Origin of the sequence: Roseovarius roseus, assembly GCF_043355935.2 — a bacterium.
GTDB classification, from domain to species: domain Bacteria; phylum Pseudomonadota; class Alphaproteobacteria; order Rhodobacterales; family Rhodobacteraceae; genus Roseovarius; species Roseovarius roseus.
This window is the reverse complement of record NZ_JBHFPE020000001.1, coordinates 742465-756162: the sequence shown is the minus strand read 5'-3', so window position 1 is coordinate 756162 and position 13698 is coordinate 742465. Positions and strand designations below refer to the sequence as shown.

The 13698-nt window shown below is 63.9% G+C and carries 17 protein-coding genes; 4 read left to right on the top strand and 13 right to left on the bottom strand.

The features are described from left to right. Positions 1 to 201: 201 nt before the first annotated feature. The gene (locus tag ACEWPL_RS03820) at positions 202 to 1674 is read left to right on the top strand and encodes a leucyl aminopeptidase (protein WP_393929963.1); all 1473 of its coding nucleotides are present in this window, start codon (positions 202 to 204) and stop codon (positions 1672 to 1674) included. Next, positions 1674 to 2150: a DNA polymerase III subunit chi gene (locus ACEWPL_RS03815; protein WP_393929965.1), complete on the top strand. Its 477-nt coding sequence runs from the start codon at positions 1674 to 1676 to the stop codon at positions 2148 to 2150. Before ACEWPL_RS03820 ends, ACEWPL_RS03815 begins: the two co-directional genes overlap by 1 nt. 39 nt (positions 2151 to 2189) lie before the next feature. Here the strand turns inward: ACEWPL_RS03815 and ACEWPL_RS03810 are convergent, their stop codons facing one another. From ACEWPL_RS03810 to ACEWPL_RS03785, 6 genes are all read right to left on the bottom strand, one after another. Continuing rightward, positions 2190 to 2774, bottom strand: coding sequence for a rhodanese-like domain-containing protein (locus tag ACEWPL_RS03810; protein ID WP_393929967.1), 585 nt, complete (start codon positions 2772 to 2774; stop codon positions 2190 to 2192). Positions 2775 to 2795: 21 nt separating this feature from the next. Continuing rightward, a complete protein-coding gene (locus tag ACEWPL_RS03805; RefSeq protein ID WP_393929969.1) occupies positions 2796 to 3236 on the bottom strand; it encodes a DsrE family protein in 441 nt (146 codons plus the stop codon). Between the two features lie 114 nt (positions 3237 to 3350). Continuing rightward, complete coding sequence (locus tag ACEWPL_RS03800; RefSeq protein WP_393929971.1) at positions 3351 to 3935, bottom strand: retropepsin-like aspartic protease family protein; 585 nt, start codon at positions 3933 to 3935, stop codon at positions 3351 to 3353. A 51-nt stretch (positions 3936 to 3986) separates the two neighbouring features. After that, on the bottom strand, positions 3987 to 4604 hold the full coding sequence (locus tag ACEWPL_RS03795) for a MarC family protein (protein WP_393929973.1): 618 nt from the start codon (positions 4602 to 4604) through the stop codon (positions 3987 to 3989). Positions 4605 to 4638: 34 nt separating this feature from the next. Beyond that, entirely contained in the window at positions 4639 to 6483 is a 1845-nt protein-coding gene (locus ACEWPL_RS03790) for an ABC-F family ATP-binding cassette domain-containing protein (RefSeq protein ID WP_393929975.1), read from the bottom strand. A gap of 40 nt (positions 6484 to 6523) precedes the next feature. Next, the gene (locus ACEWPL_RS03785; protein ID WP_393929977.1) at positions 6524 to 6805 is read right to left on the bottom strand and encodes a hypothetical protein; all 282 of its coding nucleotides are present in this window, start codon (positions 6803 to 6805) and stop codon (positions 6524 to 6526) included. A 171-nt stretch (positions 6806 to 6976) separates the two neighbouring features. Here ACEWPL_RS03785 and ndk point away from each other — a divergent pair, with 171 nt between their 5' ends. Then, positions 6977 to 7399, top strand: a complete 423-nt coding sequence (ndk, locus tag ACEWPL_RS03780; RefSeq protein WP_393929979.1) for a nucleoside-diphosphate kinase — start codon at positions 6977 to 6979, stop codon at positions 7397 to 7399. On the opposite strand, the gene ACEWPL_RS03775 is transcribed toward ndk, so the two are convergent. From ACEWPL_RS03775 to ACEWPL_RS03745, 7 genes are all read right to left on the bottom strand, one after another. Beyond that, entirely contained in the window at positions 7396 to 7758 is a 363-nt protein-coding gene (locus ACEWPL_RS03775) for a TfoX/Sxy family protein (RefSeq protein ID WP_393929981.1), read from the bottom strand. The two genes, ndk and ACEWPL_RS03775, sit on opposite strands and share 4 nt — an antisense overlap. Positions 7759 to 7797: 39 nt before the next feature. Continuing rightward, positions 7798 to 7947 (bottom strand): hypothetical protein, encoded by a 150-nt coding sequence (locus ACEWPL_RS03770; RefSeq protein ID WP_393929983.1) that lies wholly within the window; start codon positions 7945 to 7947, stop codon positions 7798 to 7800. A 181-nt stretch (positions 7948 to 8128) separates the two neighbouring features. After that, the gene (gene sucD / locus ACEWPL_RS03765; protein ID WP_393930215.1) at positions 8129 to 9010 is read right to left on the bottom strand and encodes a succinate--CoA ligase subunit alpha; all 882 of its coding nucleotides are present in this window, start codon (positions 9008 to 9010) and stop codon (positions 8129 to 8131) included. Continuing rightward, a complete protein-coding gene (locus tag ACEWPL_RS03760; protein WP_393929985.1) occupies positions 9010 to 10194 on the bottom strand; it encodes a malate--CoA ligase subunit beta in 1185 nt (394 codons plus the stop codon). The genes sucD and ACEWPL_RS03760 overlap by 1 nt, the downstream gene beginning before the upstream one ends. A 9-nt stretch (positions 10195 to 10203) precedes the next feature. Then, on the bottom strand, positions 10204 to 11145 hold the full coding sequence (locus ACEWPL_RS03755; RefSeq protein WP_393929987.1) for an HpcH/HpaI aldolase/citrate lyase family protein: 942 nt from the start codon (positions 11143 to 11145) through the stop codon (positions 10204 to 10206). Between the two features lie 183 nt (positions 11146 to 11328). Beyond that, positions 11329 to 11562, bottom strand: coding sequence for an N-(5'-phosphoribosyl)anthranilate isomerase (locus tag ACEWPL_RS03750; protein WP_393929989.1), 234 nt, complete (start codon positions 11560 to 11562; stop codon positions 11329 to 11331). Between the two features lie 45 nt (positions 11563 to 11607). Then, positions 11608 to 12783, bottom strand: a complete 1176-nt coding sequence (locus ACEWPL_RS03745; protein ID WP_393929991.1) for an aminotransferase class V-fold PLP-dependent enzyme — start codon at positions 12781 to 12783, stop codon at positions 11608 to 11610. Between the two features lie 264 nt (positions 12784 to 13047). On the opposite strand from ACEWPL_RS03745, the gene ACEWPL_RS03740 reads away from it, so the two are divergent. After that, on the top strand, positions 13048 to 13659 hold the full coding sequence (locus ACEWPL_RS03740; protein WP_393929993.1) for a helix-turn-helix transcriptional regulator: 612 nt from the start codon (positions 13048 to 13050) through the stop codon (positions 13657 to 13659). Positions 13660 to 13698 lie beyond the last annotated feature (39 nt).

Genomic DNA, 13698 nt, shown 5'->3' with positions numbered 1-13698 from the left:
TGGCAAGTTATCTGAATTGGCCGCGCGGTAAAACTGCTAAAGCGGGCACGAGCCGGGCAATGGGCGGCGCCGCGCCGCCGGTGCGGCGGCCATTGCACTCGGGGCGAAAATGCGCAGAGTCCGGCGCAGAGAGTACATGACACGCATCGGCGCATACCGGGCCCAGCCGCCCGGTCGCCACAGCCTTTCAGGAGCCACTACATGACCGCACCCGCATCCACCCGGATCATCGAAACCGATTTCGACATGCTGGCCGAGGCCAAGGGCCGCATCGCCGTCGTGATCGGCAAGGACGGCAAGCTGGGCGCAGGCGCGCGGCGCATCAACAAGCTGACTAGGGGCGCGCTGGCGCGGATGATAGAAAGTGGCGCGCTGGAGGACATGAAATCGGGCGACGTGAAAACGCTGGCCTGGCCCACGGGTCTCAAGGCCGAGGCGGTCGACGTGCTCTGCCTTGAGCGGGGCGCCAAGGAGATCGAGGCGCGCAAGGGCGGCGCGGCATTGGGCAAGCTTTTGGACAAGGGCGGCATGACGGTGCTGGCCGCGCAGCAGCGCCGTCCTGTCGATCTGATGCTGGGTCTCATCCTGCGCGCCTACAGCTTCACCGACCGCAAGACGGACGAAAAGAAAGCACTGGGCGAGGTGACGATGATGGTCTCAAAGCCCGATGAGATCAAAGCGGAGGTCGAAGCCGCGCGCGCGGTGGCCGAAGGCGTCTTTTTCACCCGCGATCTGGTCAGCGAGCCGGCCAATCACCTGACGACCACCGAATTTTCCAAGCGCATCAAGGATATGGAGAGCCTTGGCCTGAAAGTGACCGTGCTGGAGGAGGACAAGCTGGAGAGCCTCGGCATGGGCCTTTTGCTGAGTGTCGGTCATGGCAGTGCCAGCCCCTCGAAGGTTGCGATCATGGAATGGAAAGGCGGCGCCAAGGGCGATGCGCCGCTGGCGCTGGTCGGCAAGGGCGTTGTCTTTGACACTGGCGGCATCAGCCTCAAGCCCGCCGCCGGCATGGAGGACATGACAATGGACATGGGCGGCGCGGGCGTCGTTGCCGGCGTCATGCGCACGCTGGCGCTGCGCAAGGCCAAGGCGAATGTCGTCGGCCTTGTCGGGCTGGTCGAGAATATGCCCTCGGACCGCGCGACGCGCCCCGGCGATGTGGTGACCTCAATGAAGGGCGACACCGTCGAGATCATCAACACCGACGCCGAGGGCCGGCTCGTTCTGGCCGATGTGATGTGGTATGCGCAGGAAACCTACAAGCCGCGCGCGATGGTCGATCTGGCCACCCTTACAGGGGCCATTATCATCGGTCTTGGCCACGACAACGCGGGCGTTTTCTCGAATGACGACACGCTTGCGGGCGACTTCCTCAAGGCGGCGGGCGCCGAGGGCGAGGGCGCGTGGCGCATGCCGATGGGCAAGTCCTATGACGACCAGCTGAAAAGCCAGATCGCAGACATGAAGAACGTGGGCGGGCGGCCCGCGGGCTCGATCACCGCCGCGCAGTTCCTGCAGCGCTTCGTGCAGGAGGGCACGCCCTGGATGCATCTGGATATCGCCGGCGTCGCTTCGGTCAAGGATGCCACGGATTACGCCCCCAAGGGCGCGACGGGCTGGGGCGTCATGGCGCTCAATCGCCTTGTTGAGGACATGTCCGGGGAGGGCTGATGGGCGCAGCCTATTTCTACCATCTGACGCGCGCCCCGCTGGAGGTGACCTTGCCCATGCTGCTGGACAAGGCGCGCAGTGCGGGCTGGCGCGTGGCGGTGCGCGGGGTCGATTCCGCGCGCATGGATGCGCTGGATGAGGCCCTGTGGAGCGCAGGGGGCGACGATGCCTTTTTGCCGCACGGCCGCGCAGGCCAGCCGCATGAGGCGGATCAGCCGATCCTGCTGACCACGCTGGCGGACATGCCCAACGGCGCCAGTTGCCTGATGGCGGTGGGCGGCGCCGAGGTGCAGCCCGAAGAGGTGCAGCGCCTTGACCGGGTCTGTGTGCTCTTCGATGGCAATGACGAGGCCGCGGTTACCCATGCGCGCACTCAGTGGAAGGCGCTGACTGACGCGGGCTGCGCCGCGCAATACTGGTCCGAGGCGTCGGGGCGCTGGGAGAAAAAGGCCGAAAAAGAGCCCGCCACGTCCTAGGACGGGCGGGCTGGGTTGTCCGGCCGTGTCCAGCGATGCTTACTCGCTGCGCAGCGGGATCTTGTCCTTGTTCATCTTGTAGCTCCAAGGCAGTTCGCTGTTCTTCCAGCCATCCTTCAGCCGCCAAGGCCCGCGCGGGTCGTCCTTGAGCGAGCCGCCCTCGAAGCCGTCGACCACGACGTAGACCTCACTCAACCCCAGTTCGGCCAAAGCGTTGGCCGAAGGCGCGCCGCGCGTGCCGCCCGAGCGGCACATCAGGATCACGGGCGTGTCCTTGTCCATGCCGCGTGCTTCTAGCGCCGCGGCGATCAGGTCGGCGAAAGCGGGGTTCTTGCGCATCTGTAGGACAGGCTTTTCAGAATTCCATGTGGTGGGATCCACCAATAGGAAAGGCACGTTCAGATCCACCACGTCCGTCCAGCCGGTGAACATGATCTCGATCGGCTCGCGCACATCGACAAACAGCACCTCGTCGCCGCGCGCCATCTTCATTTCATATGCTTCGCGGGCCGTCAGGTAGAGGCCCCATTCGGTTTGCTCGTCAGGGTCTTCGGGCGCATCCGCTGCAAAGACGGGGCTACCCAGTGTGACGGCGACAAGGGCCGCCGCGATCCAGGTCTTCATGGCTCAATCCTCCGTGCCGGTTCAGAATGACAGGACGCGCGCATCGGCGGCCATCAGCCGCGCGGCCATTTCGGGCGGCTTGGCGACGGTGATGCCGTCCAGCAGCACGTCCGCCTCGGCGCCCTTGCCGGGCAGGTAGATCGCGCAGACCTCGACGGTTGCGCCTGCCTCGCGGATCTTCTGCATCAGGCCCTGCGGGCTCATGCCCTTGGGCGGCTGGCCCGCGGTCGCGCTCTCGGGCGCGTCCTTGAGCGCCAGATCGCCGCCCGGCCCGCAAAGAAGCATATAGCCTTCAGCCCCTTGCTGAACCGATTGCATGGTCAGCACCATGGCCATCAGCTGCGTCTGTGCATCGGCACTGGTGACGACCGTCACGACCTTGGCGGGCGCATCCTGTGCGGCGGCGGGCTGCGCTGCGGCGAAGACGGCGGCGCAAAGGGTAAGGGCAGGCAAAAGACGCATGGGATATCTCCTTGAATGAACGCATTCGCTTAGATGAATGTAAGCGCAAACACCGCAGGGTGATTGATCTTGATCAATTCGTCCTGCGGTGGGGTGTCGCAGGACCCCGGTGCCCTAGCGTTCCAGGATCAGCGTGCCGCCGGTGATCTGCATGTTGGTGAACCGCTCGAGATAGCCCATGCCCAGTAGAGACTCGCGCAGCTCGCCCGAGTTGACGACGGCGCGCACGCTGCGGTCGGTGATCCCCTCGACAGAAAGGCTGTCGAGGCGCACGGGCGCGGTGCGCACGATCCCGTTGGCGGTGCTGGCCTGCCCGGTGAATTCCAGATCCTCGGGGTGCAGCCCCGCGGCAATGGCATCATCGCGGCTGAGCACGATATCGCTGGCGCCAGTATCCACGACAAAGCGGATCGGCGCGCCGTTCACTTCGGCGGCGAGGTAGTAATGCCCGTCCGGCGCGCGGGGCAGCTCGATCCGGCCCGCTTCCGAGCTGACCAGCTGGCGGGGCGCGACCGTGCCGCTGATCTCGTCCCAAAGGCCGATGGCGGCGATCACGCCGATGAAGATCAGCCCCCAGACCGCCGCCTGCTGAACCGTTTTGCCCAGTGAATTGCGGTTGGCGGCAAAGAACCAGATCATGACGGCGCTGCCCAGCACGACCAGGTAGATGAGGTTTGCGGTATCGAAATCAGTGTTCATGGGATCAAGATAAGGCGCGCCGGGCGGTTTCGCCAGATGACCCGGCGCGTGTTATGCCGCAATGCCGAATCCGCGCAGACCGTCCAGCACGAATTGCACCGCCAGCGCCGCTAAGAGCATACCGAGGACGCGGGTGACAACGGCAATGCCGGTCTTGCCAAGCGCGCGCTCCAGCATCCCCGCGCCAAGGAACGAGATGAAGACCAGCGTCATGACGAAAAGCATCGTGCCCAGCACCCATGCAAGCCCGCTCATGCCGCGATGCTCACCCGTCAGCAGGATGATCGTGGCAATGGCGCCGGGGCCGGCGATGAGGGGGATGGCCAGCGGAAAGATCGAGGGATCGTCATGGTCATCCTGCTCGGCCGTATCCTCGCGCCGCGCGGTGCGGCGCTGGAACAGCATGTCGAGCGCGGTGAGAAAAAGAAGGATGCCGCCCGCGATGCGGAAGGCGGGCATCGAAATGCCAATAAAACCCAGCACCGCCTCGCCAAAGGCGCCAAAGACGCAGAGCAGGGCCGCGCCCATCAGGCAGGCACGAATGGCGATCACGCGGCGCATATGCTTGTCCATGCCTCGCGTCAGCGCCAGGAACAGCGGCGCCAAGGCGAACGGGTCAAGCACGATGAAGAGCGTGACGAACGTGGTGATGAGGGCGGCGCTTTCCATGCCTCTCCTTACCGTCTCAAGGCGGGGTTGGCTATCATGCCTCTGCGCGTTCCAGTTTTTCCAGCGCGCGCATCCAGAGGGATTCGGCGCGCTCCTGCGCCTCCATCACCTCCGAATACTTCTTTTGCCAGACGGTCGCCTCGTCCTTGTTATCCTCGTCATACATTGCGGGATCGGCCAGTTTCCGGGCCAGCTTGTCGGCCATTATGTTCAGCTTTTCAACGCGTTCCTCGCATTTCCTCACGTCCTGCTTGAGCGCGGTGATGGCATCCTTCGTGGGGCGCTTCGGCTTTTGCTCCTTGGGCTTCGGCGCGGGCTTGTCGCCCGCCAGCAACATGGCGCGATAGCTCTCCAAATCGCCCTCATAGGACGAGACGCCACCATCCTTGACCAGCCAGAGGCGGTCGGCGACGAGACTGAGCAGGTGCATGTCGTGGCTGACGAGGATCACGGCGCCTGTGTAGGCGGTCAGCGCCTCCACCAGCGCCTCGCGCGATTCGATGTCGAGGTGGTTGGTCGGCTCGTCGAGAATGAGCATATGCGGCGCGTCAATGGTGGCCAGCATGAGGCTGAGCCGCGCCTTCTGCCCGCCCGAGAGCTTGCCCACCAGCGTCTCGGCCTGCTCGGCGCCGATGCCGAAGCCGCCGAGGCGCGCACGCAGGCGCGATGGCGTCTCGCCGGGGCGCAGGCGGCGGATATGATCGATGGGCGTCTCGTCGACATGCAGCTCCTCGACCTGATGCTGCGCGAAGAAGCCGACGCGCAGCTTGGACGAGGTGGTCATCTTGCCGCCCATCGCTTCAAGTTTGCCCGCCAAGAGTTTGGAAAGGGTAGATTTTCCCTCGCCGTTCTTGCCGAGAAGCGCAATGCGGTCATCCTGGTCGATGCGCAGGTTCAGACGTTGCAGGATCGCCTTGCCGTCATAGCCGACCGAGCCGCCCTCCATATGGATGATGGGCGGTGACAGTTCCTCGGGCGAGGGGAAGGTGAATTTCTTGAGCGCAGCCTCCTGCGGGGTGGTGATCGGCTTCATCTTGGCGATCATCTTGAGGCGGGATTGCGCCTGCACGGCCTTGGACGCCTTGGCGCGGAAGCGATCAACAAAGCTTTGCAGATGCGCGCGGCGCGCCTCCTGTTTTTTCGCCTCGGATTCGGCGGCCGCCAGCCGAGCAGCGCGTGTCTCGGCGAAGGTGTCATAGGCGCCCTGATAGAGCGTCAGCTTCTTGTCCTCGAGATGCAGGATAGAGCCGACAGCGCGGTTCAGGAGGCCCCGGTCATGGCTGACGATCAGCACGGTGTGCGGATAGCGGGCCAGATAGGTTTCCAGCCAGAGCGCGCCTTCGAGGTCGAGATAGTTGGTCGGTTCGTCGAGGAGCAGCAGATCGGGCTGCGAGAAGAGGACAGCGGCCAGCGCTACGCGCATCCGCCAACCGCCCGAGAAGGCGCTGCACGGCTGTCGTTGCTGGTCGTCGTCAAAGCCAAGTCCCTTGAGGATCGAGGCCGCGCGGGCCTCGGCGCCCCAGGCGTCGATATCCGAAAGGCGCGTCTGCACCTCGGCAATGCGCGTGGGGTCGGTCGCCGTCTCGGCCTCGGCCAACAAGGCCGCCCGCTCGGTGTCGGCAGCGAGGACAGTGTCGATCAGCGACACCTCATTGCCGGGCACCTCCTGGCTGACACCGCCGATGCGGGCGCGCTGGGGCAGGGTGATGGCTCCGCCCTCCAGCGCCAATTCGCCCCGGATGATACGAAAGAGCGTGGTTTTGCCCGTGCCGTTGCGGCCCACAATGCCCACCTTATGCCCGTCAGGGATGGTGGCCGAGGCGTTTTCGATCAGCGGGCGGCCCGCGACGGAGTAGGATATGTCATCAATGCGCAGCATGCGCGGAGCGATGGCGGACCGCTCCGCCCTTGTCAACGTCTTAGTCGAGCAACGTGGACAGCCCTTCGGCGGGGAAGGATTTGAAACCTGTCATCGGCTGATCGCCTTCGTTTCTGAAGGCAAAGACGTGGATTTCATCGTGCCGCAGCGTCGCCCGGCAAAAGCTGTCCTCTTGCTCCATCGAGGGCGGGCAGGTTGCGAGGTCCATATGCGGTACGGCCAACTCGAACTGGTCATAGGTCAGCCGGCCTGAATTCTCGGCGAATAATGGCGTGGCGGTCAGGGCGAGGGCCGATGCGGCCAAGACGGCTTTAAAGGTCATCTGCGGAGTCCTTGTGTGTATATTGGTTCGTGACGGTTACTTGATCGAAACTATCGGGAATAGAAATGGTAAAACGAAGCCATAGTGTCGCAGCCCGAATAGGTCTTTTACCCGGTTCCCGCGCGTGTTACCGCAGCGCCCATATCATCACCCACACATATAGAGGCTGACATGGCTAAAGAACGCACACTGAGCATCATCAAACCCGACGCGACCAAGCGCAACCTGACCGGCAAGATCAACGCCAAGTTCGAGGATGCCGGTCTGCGCATCGTCGCACAAAAGCGCATCCACCTGACCCCGGCGCAAGCGGGCGAGTTCTACAAGGTTCACGCCGAGCGTCCGTTCTATGGCGAGCTGTGCGAATTCATGGCCTCCGGCCCGGTCGTCGTGCAGGTGCTGGAAGGCGAAGGCGCCATTGCCAAGAACCGCGAAGTGATGGGCGCGACTAACCCCGCCGATGCCGCCGCCGGCACCATCCGCGCCGAATTCGCCGAGAGCGTTGGCGAAAACTCGGTCCACGGCTCGGACGCGCCCGAGACGGCAAAAGAGGAAATCGCGTATTTCTTTGCGGGTCTCGAACTGGTCGGCTAAGCGTCAGATCGTTTCGGGATCACACCGATCTCATCAAGGGCCGCATCCATCGGGGTGCGGCCTTTTTCATTGGATTGGGAGGCTTGCGTGGCGGTTTTGATCTGGTCGAACCGGGCGCGCAGGGCGGCCTTCTCGGCGCCCTGGCAATCATTCCAAGGGCGGCCCTGAAGGCCCATGACCATGGCATAAAAGCCGATGAAATGTGGCTGCGTTCCCGCCGCGATCAGGCGCGCATAGGCGGCATCGGGGCCAAGCGCGCGGAGCTCCTCGGCCGAATGGATGCCGGCGCGGGCGCAAGCCGCTTCGACGGCGGGACCCAGATTTCGGATGGCGGAGACGGGATCAGGCGCGGCGCTCATATGTGCAGCCTAGCGCCCGATCTTGGGGCGCGCCAGCGCTCAGATGTTGGCGAAATCGCTGAAGACCTGCCGCGAGATGATCTGCGGTTTCGTCTTGGACGGGCGCGCCGCAGGGCGCTGTGTCATGGTCTGGGCGGGTTCGGTAGCTTTGGCCGATTGCGGCTTGGGGGCGGGGGTCGAATCTGGCATCTGAGTGCTCCTGAAGAAAGGGTCACGCGCCGGAGGTATTTCCAGCTGGCAGCTGGTGTGATTCCCCATGCTCGCCGTGAACCGGGGCGTGAATGCGGTGCAATTGCGGCAAAATTTGGGCAATGGCAATATGCAAAGAACCGCATCGGCAAGGCAGGGCCGATGCCCCGCCAAGCTGTTGTCATGCCAGCATTTTTTCCACCGTCTCCCCAAAGGCCGAAGGGGTGGGCACAATTGTCACACCGGCCCCCGACAGGATTTCGACCTTTTCCTGCGCCGACTCGCCGAAGGCTGACACGATGGCGCCTGCGTGCCCCATGCGCCGTCCCTTGGGTGCCGACAGGCCCGCGACATAGGCCGCGACGGGCTTGGTCATGTGATCGCGGATATAGGCGGCCGCCTCTGCCTCCTGCGGGCCGCCAATCTCGCCCACCATGACGACCGCGTCGGTGCCCGGATCCTTCTCGAACAGCTCGAGGATATCGCGGAAGGACGAGCCGTTGATGGGATCGCCCCCGATCCCGATGGAGGACGACACACCGATGCCGCGCGCCTTCATCTGGCTGGCCGCCTCATAGCCCAGCGTGCCCGACCGTCCGACGATACCAACGCGGCCCGGCAGATAGATGGCCGGCGGCATGAGGCCGGCAAAAGCCTGACCCGGCGTGATGATGCCAGCGCAGTTGGGCCCGATCAGGCGCATGCGGCGCGCCTCCTTGTAGCGGCGCATGTAGCGTTTGACGCGGATCATGTCCTGCGTGGGGATGCCGTCGGCGATGCAGACGCAGGTCTCGATCCCGGAATCCGCCGCCTCCATGATCGAGTCAGCCGCAAAGGGGGGCGGGACGAAGCAGATGGCCAGCGTCGCGCCGGTCTCGGCAACCGCACCCTTGACGGTGTTGAAGACCGGCAGGCCATTGTGGAGTGCGCCGCCCTTCCCGGGGGTCACGCCGCCAACGACGTTGGTGCCATAGGCGCGCATCTCCTCGGTATGAAAGCTGCCGATGCGGCCCGTCAGGCCGGTGACGAGCACCTTTGATGTCTTGTCGATGAGGATGGCCATCAGTTCGCCCCCGTCTTGGATGAAGATTTCCATGCCGCAACCACCTTGTCCGCGGCATCCGCCAATGTCTCGGCAGTGGTGATGTCGAGGCCGCTGTCAGCCAGCACCTTGCGCCCCTCGTCGACATTGGTTCCCGACAGGCGCACGACCAGCGGCATGGTCAGCTCAAGCTCCTTGACCGCGCGCACCACGCCCTCGGCGATCCAGTCGCAGCGGTTGATGCCAGCGAAAATGTTGACGAGGATCGCCTCGACCTTGGGATCGTTGAGGACCGCTTTGAAGGACATCAACACCCGTTCCGGGCTGGCCCCGCCGCCGACATCAAGGAAATTGGCCGGCTCGCCGCCCGACATCTTGATCATGTCCAGCGTCGCCATGGCGAGGCCCGCGCCATTGACGATACAGCCGATATGTCCCTCAAGGCCGATATAGCTGAGGCCGCGATCCTCGGCATAGGTCTCACGCGGGTCCTCCTGGCTCTTGTCGCGCAGTTCGGAAATCTCGGGGTGGCGGAAAAGCGCGTTGTCGTCAAAGCTGAGCTTGGCGTCCAGCGCGACGATCTCGCCCGATTTGGTGACAACCAGCGGATTGATCTCGACCATGGCGGCGTCCATTTCGTCCATTGCGCGGTAGGCGCCGGTGATCTGCTTGACCGCCTGGGGGATCAGCGCGGGCTCAAGCCCCAGCTGAAACGCGATCTCGCGCGCCTGAAAGGCCTGCATGCCCACCGCCGGATCGACGACCGAGCGGATGATGCTGTCCGGCTCGTCCGATGAGATATCCTCGATCTCCATCCCGCCCTCAGCCGAGGCGACAACGACGACGCGCTCCTCGGTGCGGTCCATGACGAAGCCGAGGTAAAGCTCCTGCGCGATATCGGTCGCCTCCTCGATATAGAGGCGCCCGACCAGCTTGCCGCCGGGGCCGGTCTGATGCGTGACCAGCTTGCGGCCCAGCATCCAGGCAGCGGCATCGGCGATCTCGTCATCCGTGCTGCAGATCTTGACGCCGCCAGCCTTGCCGCGCGCGCCGGAATGGATCTGCGCCTTGACGACCACGCGCTCGCCCGAGAGTTCCTGCGCGCGGTAGACAGCCTGCTCGGGGGAATAGGCGATGCCGCCTCTAGGCACGTTGACGCCGAATTTCTTCAGCAGGTCCTTGGCTTGATATTCGTGGATATCCATGGCGCTACCTCATCCCTTGGCCGTGATGGCATCGGCCACCTGCAGCACGTTGTTGGCCATGCGCTCGCTGGCGGCGTCGATCATCTTTCCATCGAGGCTGGCCGCCCCCTTGCGTTGCGCTTCGGCCTTGCGAAGCTCTTCGATGATGCGCCGCGCACGGGTGACTTCGGCCTCGGGCGGCGAAAAGGTTTCATTCGCCAAAGCGATCTGGCTGGGGTGGATGGCCCATTTTCCTTCGATTCCAAGTGCGGCGGCGCGTTTGGCCGAGAGGGTATAGCCGTCCGGGTCGTTGAAATCGCCGAAGGGGCCATCGATCGCGCGCAGGCCGTAGGCGCGGCAGGCGACGGTCATGCGGCTAAGCGCGAAATGCCACTGATCGCCGGGATAGTCGGGATTCAGCCCGCCGATGACAACGGTGCGCGCGCGGTTGGATGCGGCGTAGTCCGCCACGCCGAAATGCAGCGCCTCCAGCCGTCCGGGCGCGGCGGCGATCGCCTCGACATTGGCCATGCCAAGCGCGGTTTCGATCAGCGCCTCGAGGCCGATCTTGTGCGTCAGGCCCATCGCTTCCTCAATCTGGCTGACCATGGTTTCCACAGTATAGAGGTCACCCGGCACGCCCACCTTCGGCACCAGAATCGTGTCCACATGGCTGCCGGCCTGTTCGAGGATGTCGACCACGTCGCGATACATGTAATGCGTATCAAGGCCGTTGATGCGGATCGACATGGTCTTGCCCTTCGCGCGCCAGTCGATGTCGTTCAGAGCCTCGATGATGTTCTTGCGCGCCTGAACCTTGTCGGGCGGTGCGACGGCATCCTCGAGGTCGAGAAAGATGTAATCGACATCGCTATCGGCGGCCTTTTCGATCATCGATGGGTTCGAGCCGGGCACGGCCAGTTCGGATCGCTGCAAGCGCTGTTTTTTGAGCGGGTGCAAGGTGTAGCTCATGTCGGTATCCTCCCTCGGATCATGTCACGAGGGTCAGACTGCCTCAGCCCGCGCCCGCCGCCTACTTTCGCACGGGTAGCTTTGCGAGGTCTGGGAGGGGCCCGCGCCGCGAACGGGTAGGGCGGCGCTACCCGGGCCAGGCGCTATGGCATGCAGCGGGGTGCGGAAAACGAATGTTTTCCGCTAGGGCACGATGCGCACCGGCTCGTTATTGCAAAAGATGATCATCTGACCGCCATTCTCGACCGCATGATAGCCGCAGCGCTGCCATTCCGCGACGAAGCGGGCGCGTCCGACATACCGGTTGAAATGATCCAGCTTTCGGCGCAGGACACGGCCATCGCGCGCGGCCTGCGTGCCCAAGACGCCGCGCATCCATTGCTCGGGCGTCAGGGGGATGGCGGCATTCATGCTCATGCCCCGACTATCGGCGGGGCATGGTTAATGGCGGCTTAAAAAAGCTCAGGCATGTTTGCGGTAATGCTCTTGGGCGGCCGCGACACCTGCACCGGGCGTGATCCTGGCGCCCGCATCGCGCAGCGCCATTTCGGTCGCCGACAGCGCACCGCAGAGCATCACCGAGTTGAGCGAGCCCAGATGGCCGATGCGGAACGCCTTGCCCGCCAGCTTGCTCAGGCCGCTGCCAAGAGAAGTGCGATACTTCGAATAAGCGCCCGAAATCACGTCCTTCGCGTCCACGCCTTCGGGCGTATATATGGCCGAGACAGTATCCGACTGCCATTCGGGCGCAGCGGCGACCAGCCTGCACCCCTCCCACTGGGCGACGGCCTGCCGCACGCCTTCGGCGAGATAAGCGTGGCGTGCCCAGACGGCCTCCATCCCGTCGGCCAGCATCATGTCCAGCGAGACGCGCAGACCGCGCAAAAGCTGGGTTGGCGGCGTGTAGGGGAAATAGCCGGTGTCGTTCAGCTTGATCATCTCGTCGAAGGCGAAATAGCTGCGCGGCATCTTGGGGCTGTTTGACGCGTTGATCGCCAGCGCCTTGTCCGACACGCCCAGAAAGCCGAGGCCCGCAGGCAGCATGAAACCTTTTTGCGAGCCTGCCACGGCCAGATCGACGCCCCAATCCTCCTGCTTGAACGGGATCGAGCCGATGGCGCTGACGCCGTCGACAAAGAGCAGCGCGGGATGGCCCGCCGCGTCCAGCGCATCGCGCACAGCCTTGACGTTCGAAGTCACACCTGTCGCTGTCTCATTATGAGTGACGAAAACGGCCTTGATAGCATGGTTGGTATCGGCCTTCAGCTTGGCAGCATATGCTTCGACCGGCACGCCCTTGCCCCACTCGACCTCGATCAGATCCACGTCGAGGCCCAGACGCTCGGCCATGTCGGCCCAGAGTAGCGAGAATTGGCCAAACCGCGCCATCAGCACCTTGTCGCCCGCCGCCAGCGTGTTCGAAATGGCGGATTCCCACGCGCCCGTGCCCGAGGACGGGTAGATGAACACGCGGCCATCCTTGAGGCGGAACACCTTCTTTATGTCTTCGAGAAGGGGGCGCACGAAATCGCAGAAATCGGGCGCACGCATATCCTCCATCGGAATGTTCATGGCGCGGCGCACCTCTTCGGGGACGTTGGTGGGGCCGGGAATGAATAGATGGGACGTGCCATGCATAAGTCTTCTCCTGTTGCTGCGGATATGTATCGGGATCGCTGCGCACAGCCGCAACGCCCGTCCGCATGGGCCTGTCCGCGATTTGCCGTGACGGCGCGCCGAACGGGTAGGGCGGGCCTACCCGGCAGGGTGAGGGCGGAGGGCGGCATACCATGGCACACCAAAAAACACCGCAAGATCAGGGAGTTCGCCCGGCGCGCCACGTAGAAAACCCGTGACAACGGCGCGCCGATATGCAGCAATCAAGCGATGGAGGAGACCGTTTTGACAGATGCGCGGGTGATCGTTGCGGACCGGCAACTGATCGTGTGCCAGGGGATCGGCTCGCTTGTCGGGCAGATTTCGGGGACCGAGCTGGGTGCGTTCGCGACCGATCTGGCAGCTCTTCGCGCGGCGCTCGAGGGCGAAAAGGGCCGCGTTATTGTGATCCTCGGCGTCCGGCTGGCGGATTGCGATCTGGCCACCGCGATGGAGATGATCCGGCGCGATTATCCCGCCGCACTGGTTGTCGTGGTGGCCGACGAAGGAGAGTTCGCCTTTATCCGTGCGGCGATCAAGGCCGGGGCCAATTCTGTCTGCATGATGGCGCAGATCCTGATTAGCCTGCCCAAGATCCTGGGCAAGCTGGTGGATGGCCATTCCATCGTCCCGACCGAGATCCTGCGCCGATTGGCAAACGAGACGACCGATACGCTGTCGCGGCGCGAGCATGAGATCCTGGGACTGTTGGCCAATGGGCTGACCAATTTTCAGATTTCAGCGCGGCTGGGCCTCTCGGAAAATACCGTCAAGTATTACCTCAAGGCGATCTATCAGAAACTGGACGTCAATTCGCGTGGCGGGGCCATCGCGAAATACGTGGCCGGAAACTACTGAACATGCCTGACGGGGTGCATCGCCATCCGAAGACGTCTG

Bases quoted from the DNA above. Each gene is read 5' to 3' on its own strand.
- ACEWPL_RS03820 (WP_393929963.1), top strand. From the start codon at position 202: ATGACCGCACCCGCATCCACCCGGATCATCGAAACCGATTTCGACATG.
- ACEWPL_RS03815 (WP_393929965.1), top strand. From the start codon at position 1,674: ATGGGCGCAGCCTATTTCTACCATCTGACGCGCGCCCCGCTGGAGGTG.
- ACEWPL_RS03810 (WP_393929967.1), bottom strand. From the start codon at position 2,774: ATGAAGACCTGGATCGCGGCGGCCCTTGTCGCCGTCACACTGGGTAGC.
- ACEWPL_RS03805 (WP_393929969.1), bottom strand. From the start codon at position 3,236: ATGCGTCTTTTGCCTGCCCTTACCCTTTGCGCCGCCGTCTTCGCCGCA.
- ACEWPL_RS03800 (WP_393929971.1), bottom strand. From the start codon at position 3,935: ATGAACACTGATTTCGATACCGCAAACCTCATCTACCTGGTCGTGCTG.
- ACEWPL_RS03795 (WP_393929973.1), bottom strand. From the start codon at position 4,604: ATGGAAAGCGCCGCCCTCATCACCACGTTCGTCACGCTCTTCATCGTG.
- ACEWPL_RS03790 (WP_393929975.1), bottom strand. From the start codon at position 6,483: ATGCTGCGCATTGATGACATATCCTACTCCGTCGCGGGCCGCCCGCTG.
- ACEWPL_RS03785 (WP_393929977.1), bottom strand. From the start codon at position 6,805: ATGACCTTTAAAGCCGTCTTGGCCGCATCGGCCCTCGCCCTGACCGCC.
- ndk (WP_393929979.1), top strand. From the start codon at position 6,977: ATGGCTAAAGAACGCACACTGAGCATCATCAAACCCGACGCGACCAAG.
- ACEWPL_RS03775 (WP_393929981.1), bottom strand. From the start codon at position 7,758: ATGAGCGCCGCGCCTGATCCCGTCTCCGCCATCCGAAATCTGGGTCCC.
- ACEWPL_RS03770 (WP_393929983.1), bottom strand. From the start codon at position 7,947: ATGCCAGATTCGACCCCCGCCCCCAAGCCGCAATCGGCCAAAGCTACC.
- sucD (WP_393930215.1), bottom strand. From the start codon at position 9,010: ATGGCCATCCTCATCGACAAGACATCAAAGGTGCTCGTCACCGGCCTG.
- ACEWPL_RS03760 (WP_393929985.1), bottom strand. From the start codon at position 10,194: ATGGATATCCACGAATATCAAGCCAAGGACCTGCTGAAGAAATTCGGC.
- ACEWPL_RS03755 (WP_393929987.1), bottom strand. From the start codon at position 11,145: ATGAGCTACACCTTGCACCCGCTCAAAAAACAGCGCTTGCAGCGATCC.
- ACEWPL_RS03750 (WP_393929989.1), bottom strand. From the start codon at position 11,562: ATGAGCATGAATGCCGCCATCCCCCTGACGCCCGAGCAATGGATGCGC.
- ACEWPL_RS03745 (WP_393929991.1), bottom strand. From the start codon at position 12,783: ATGCATGGCACGTCCCATCTATTCATTCCCGGCCCCACCAACGTCCCC.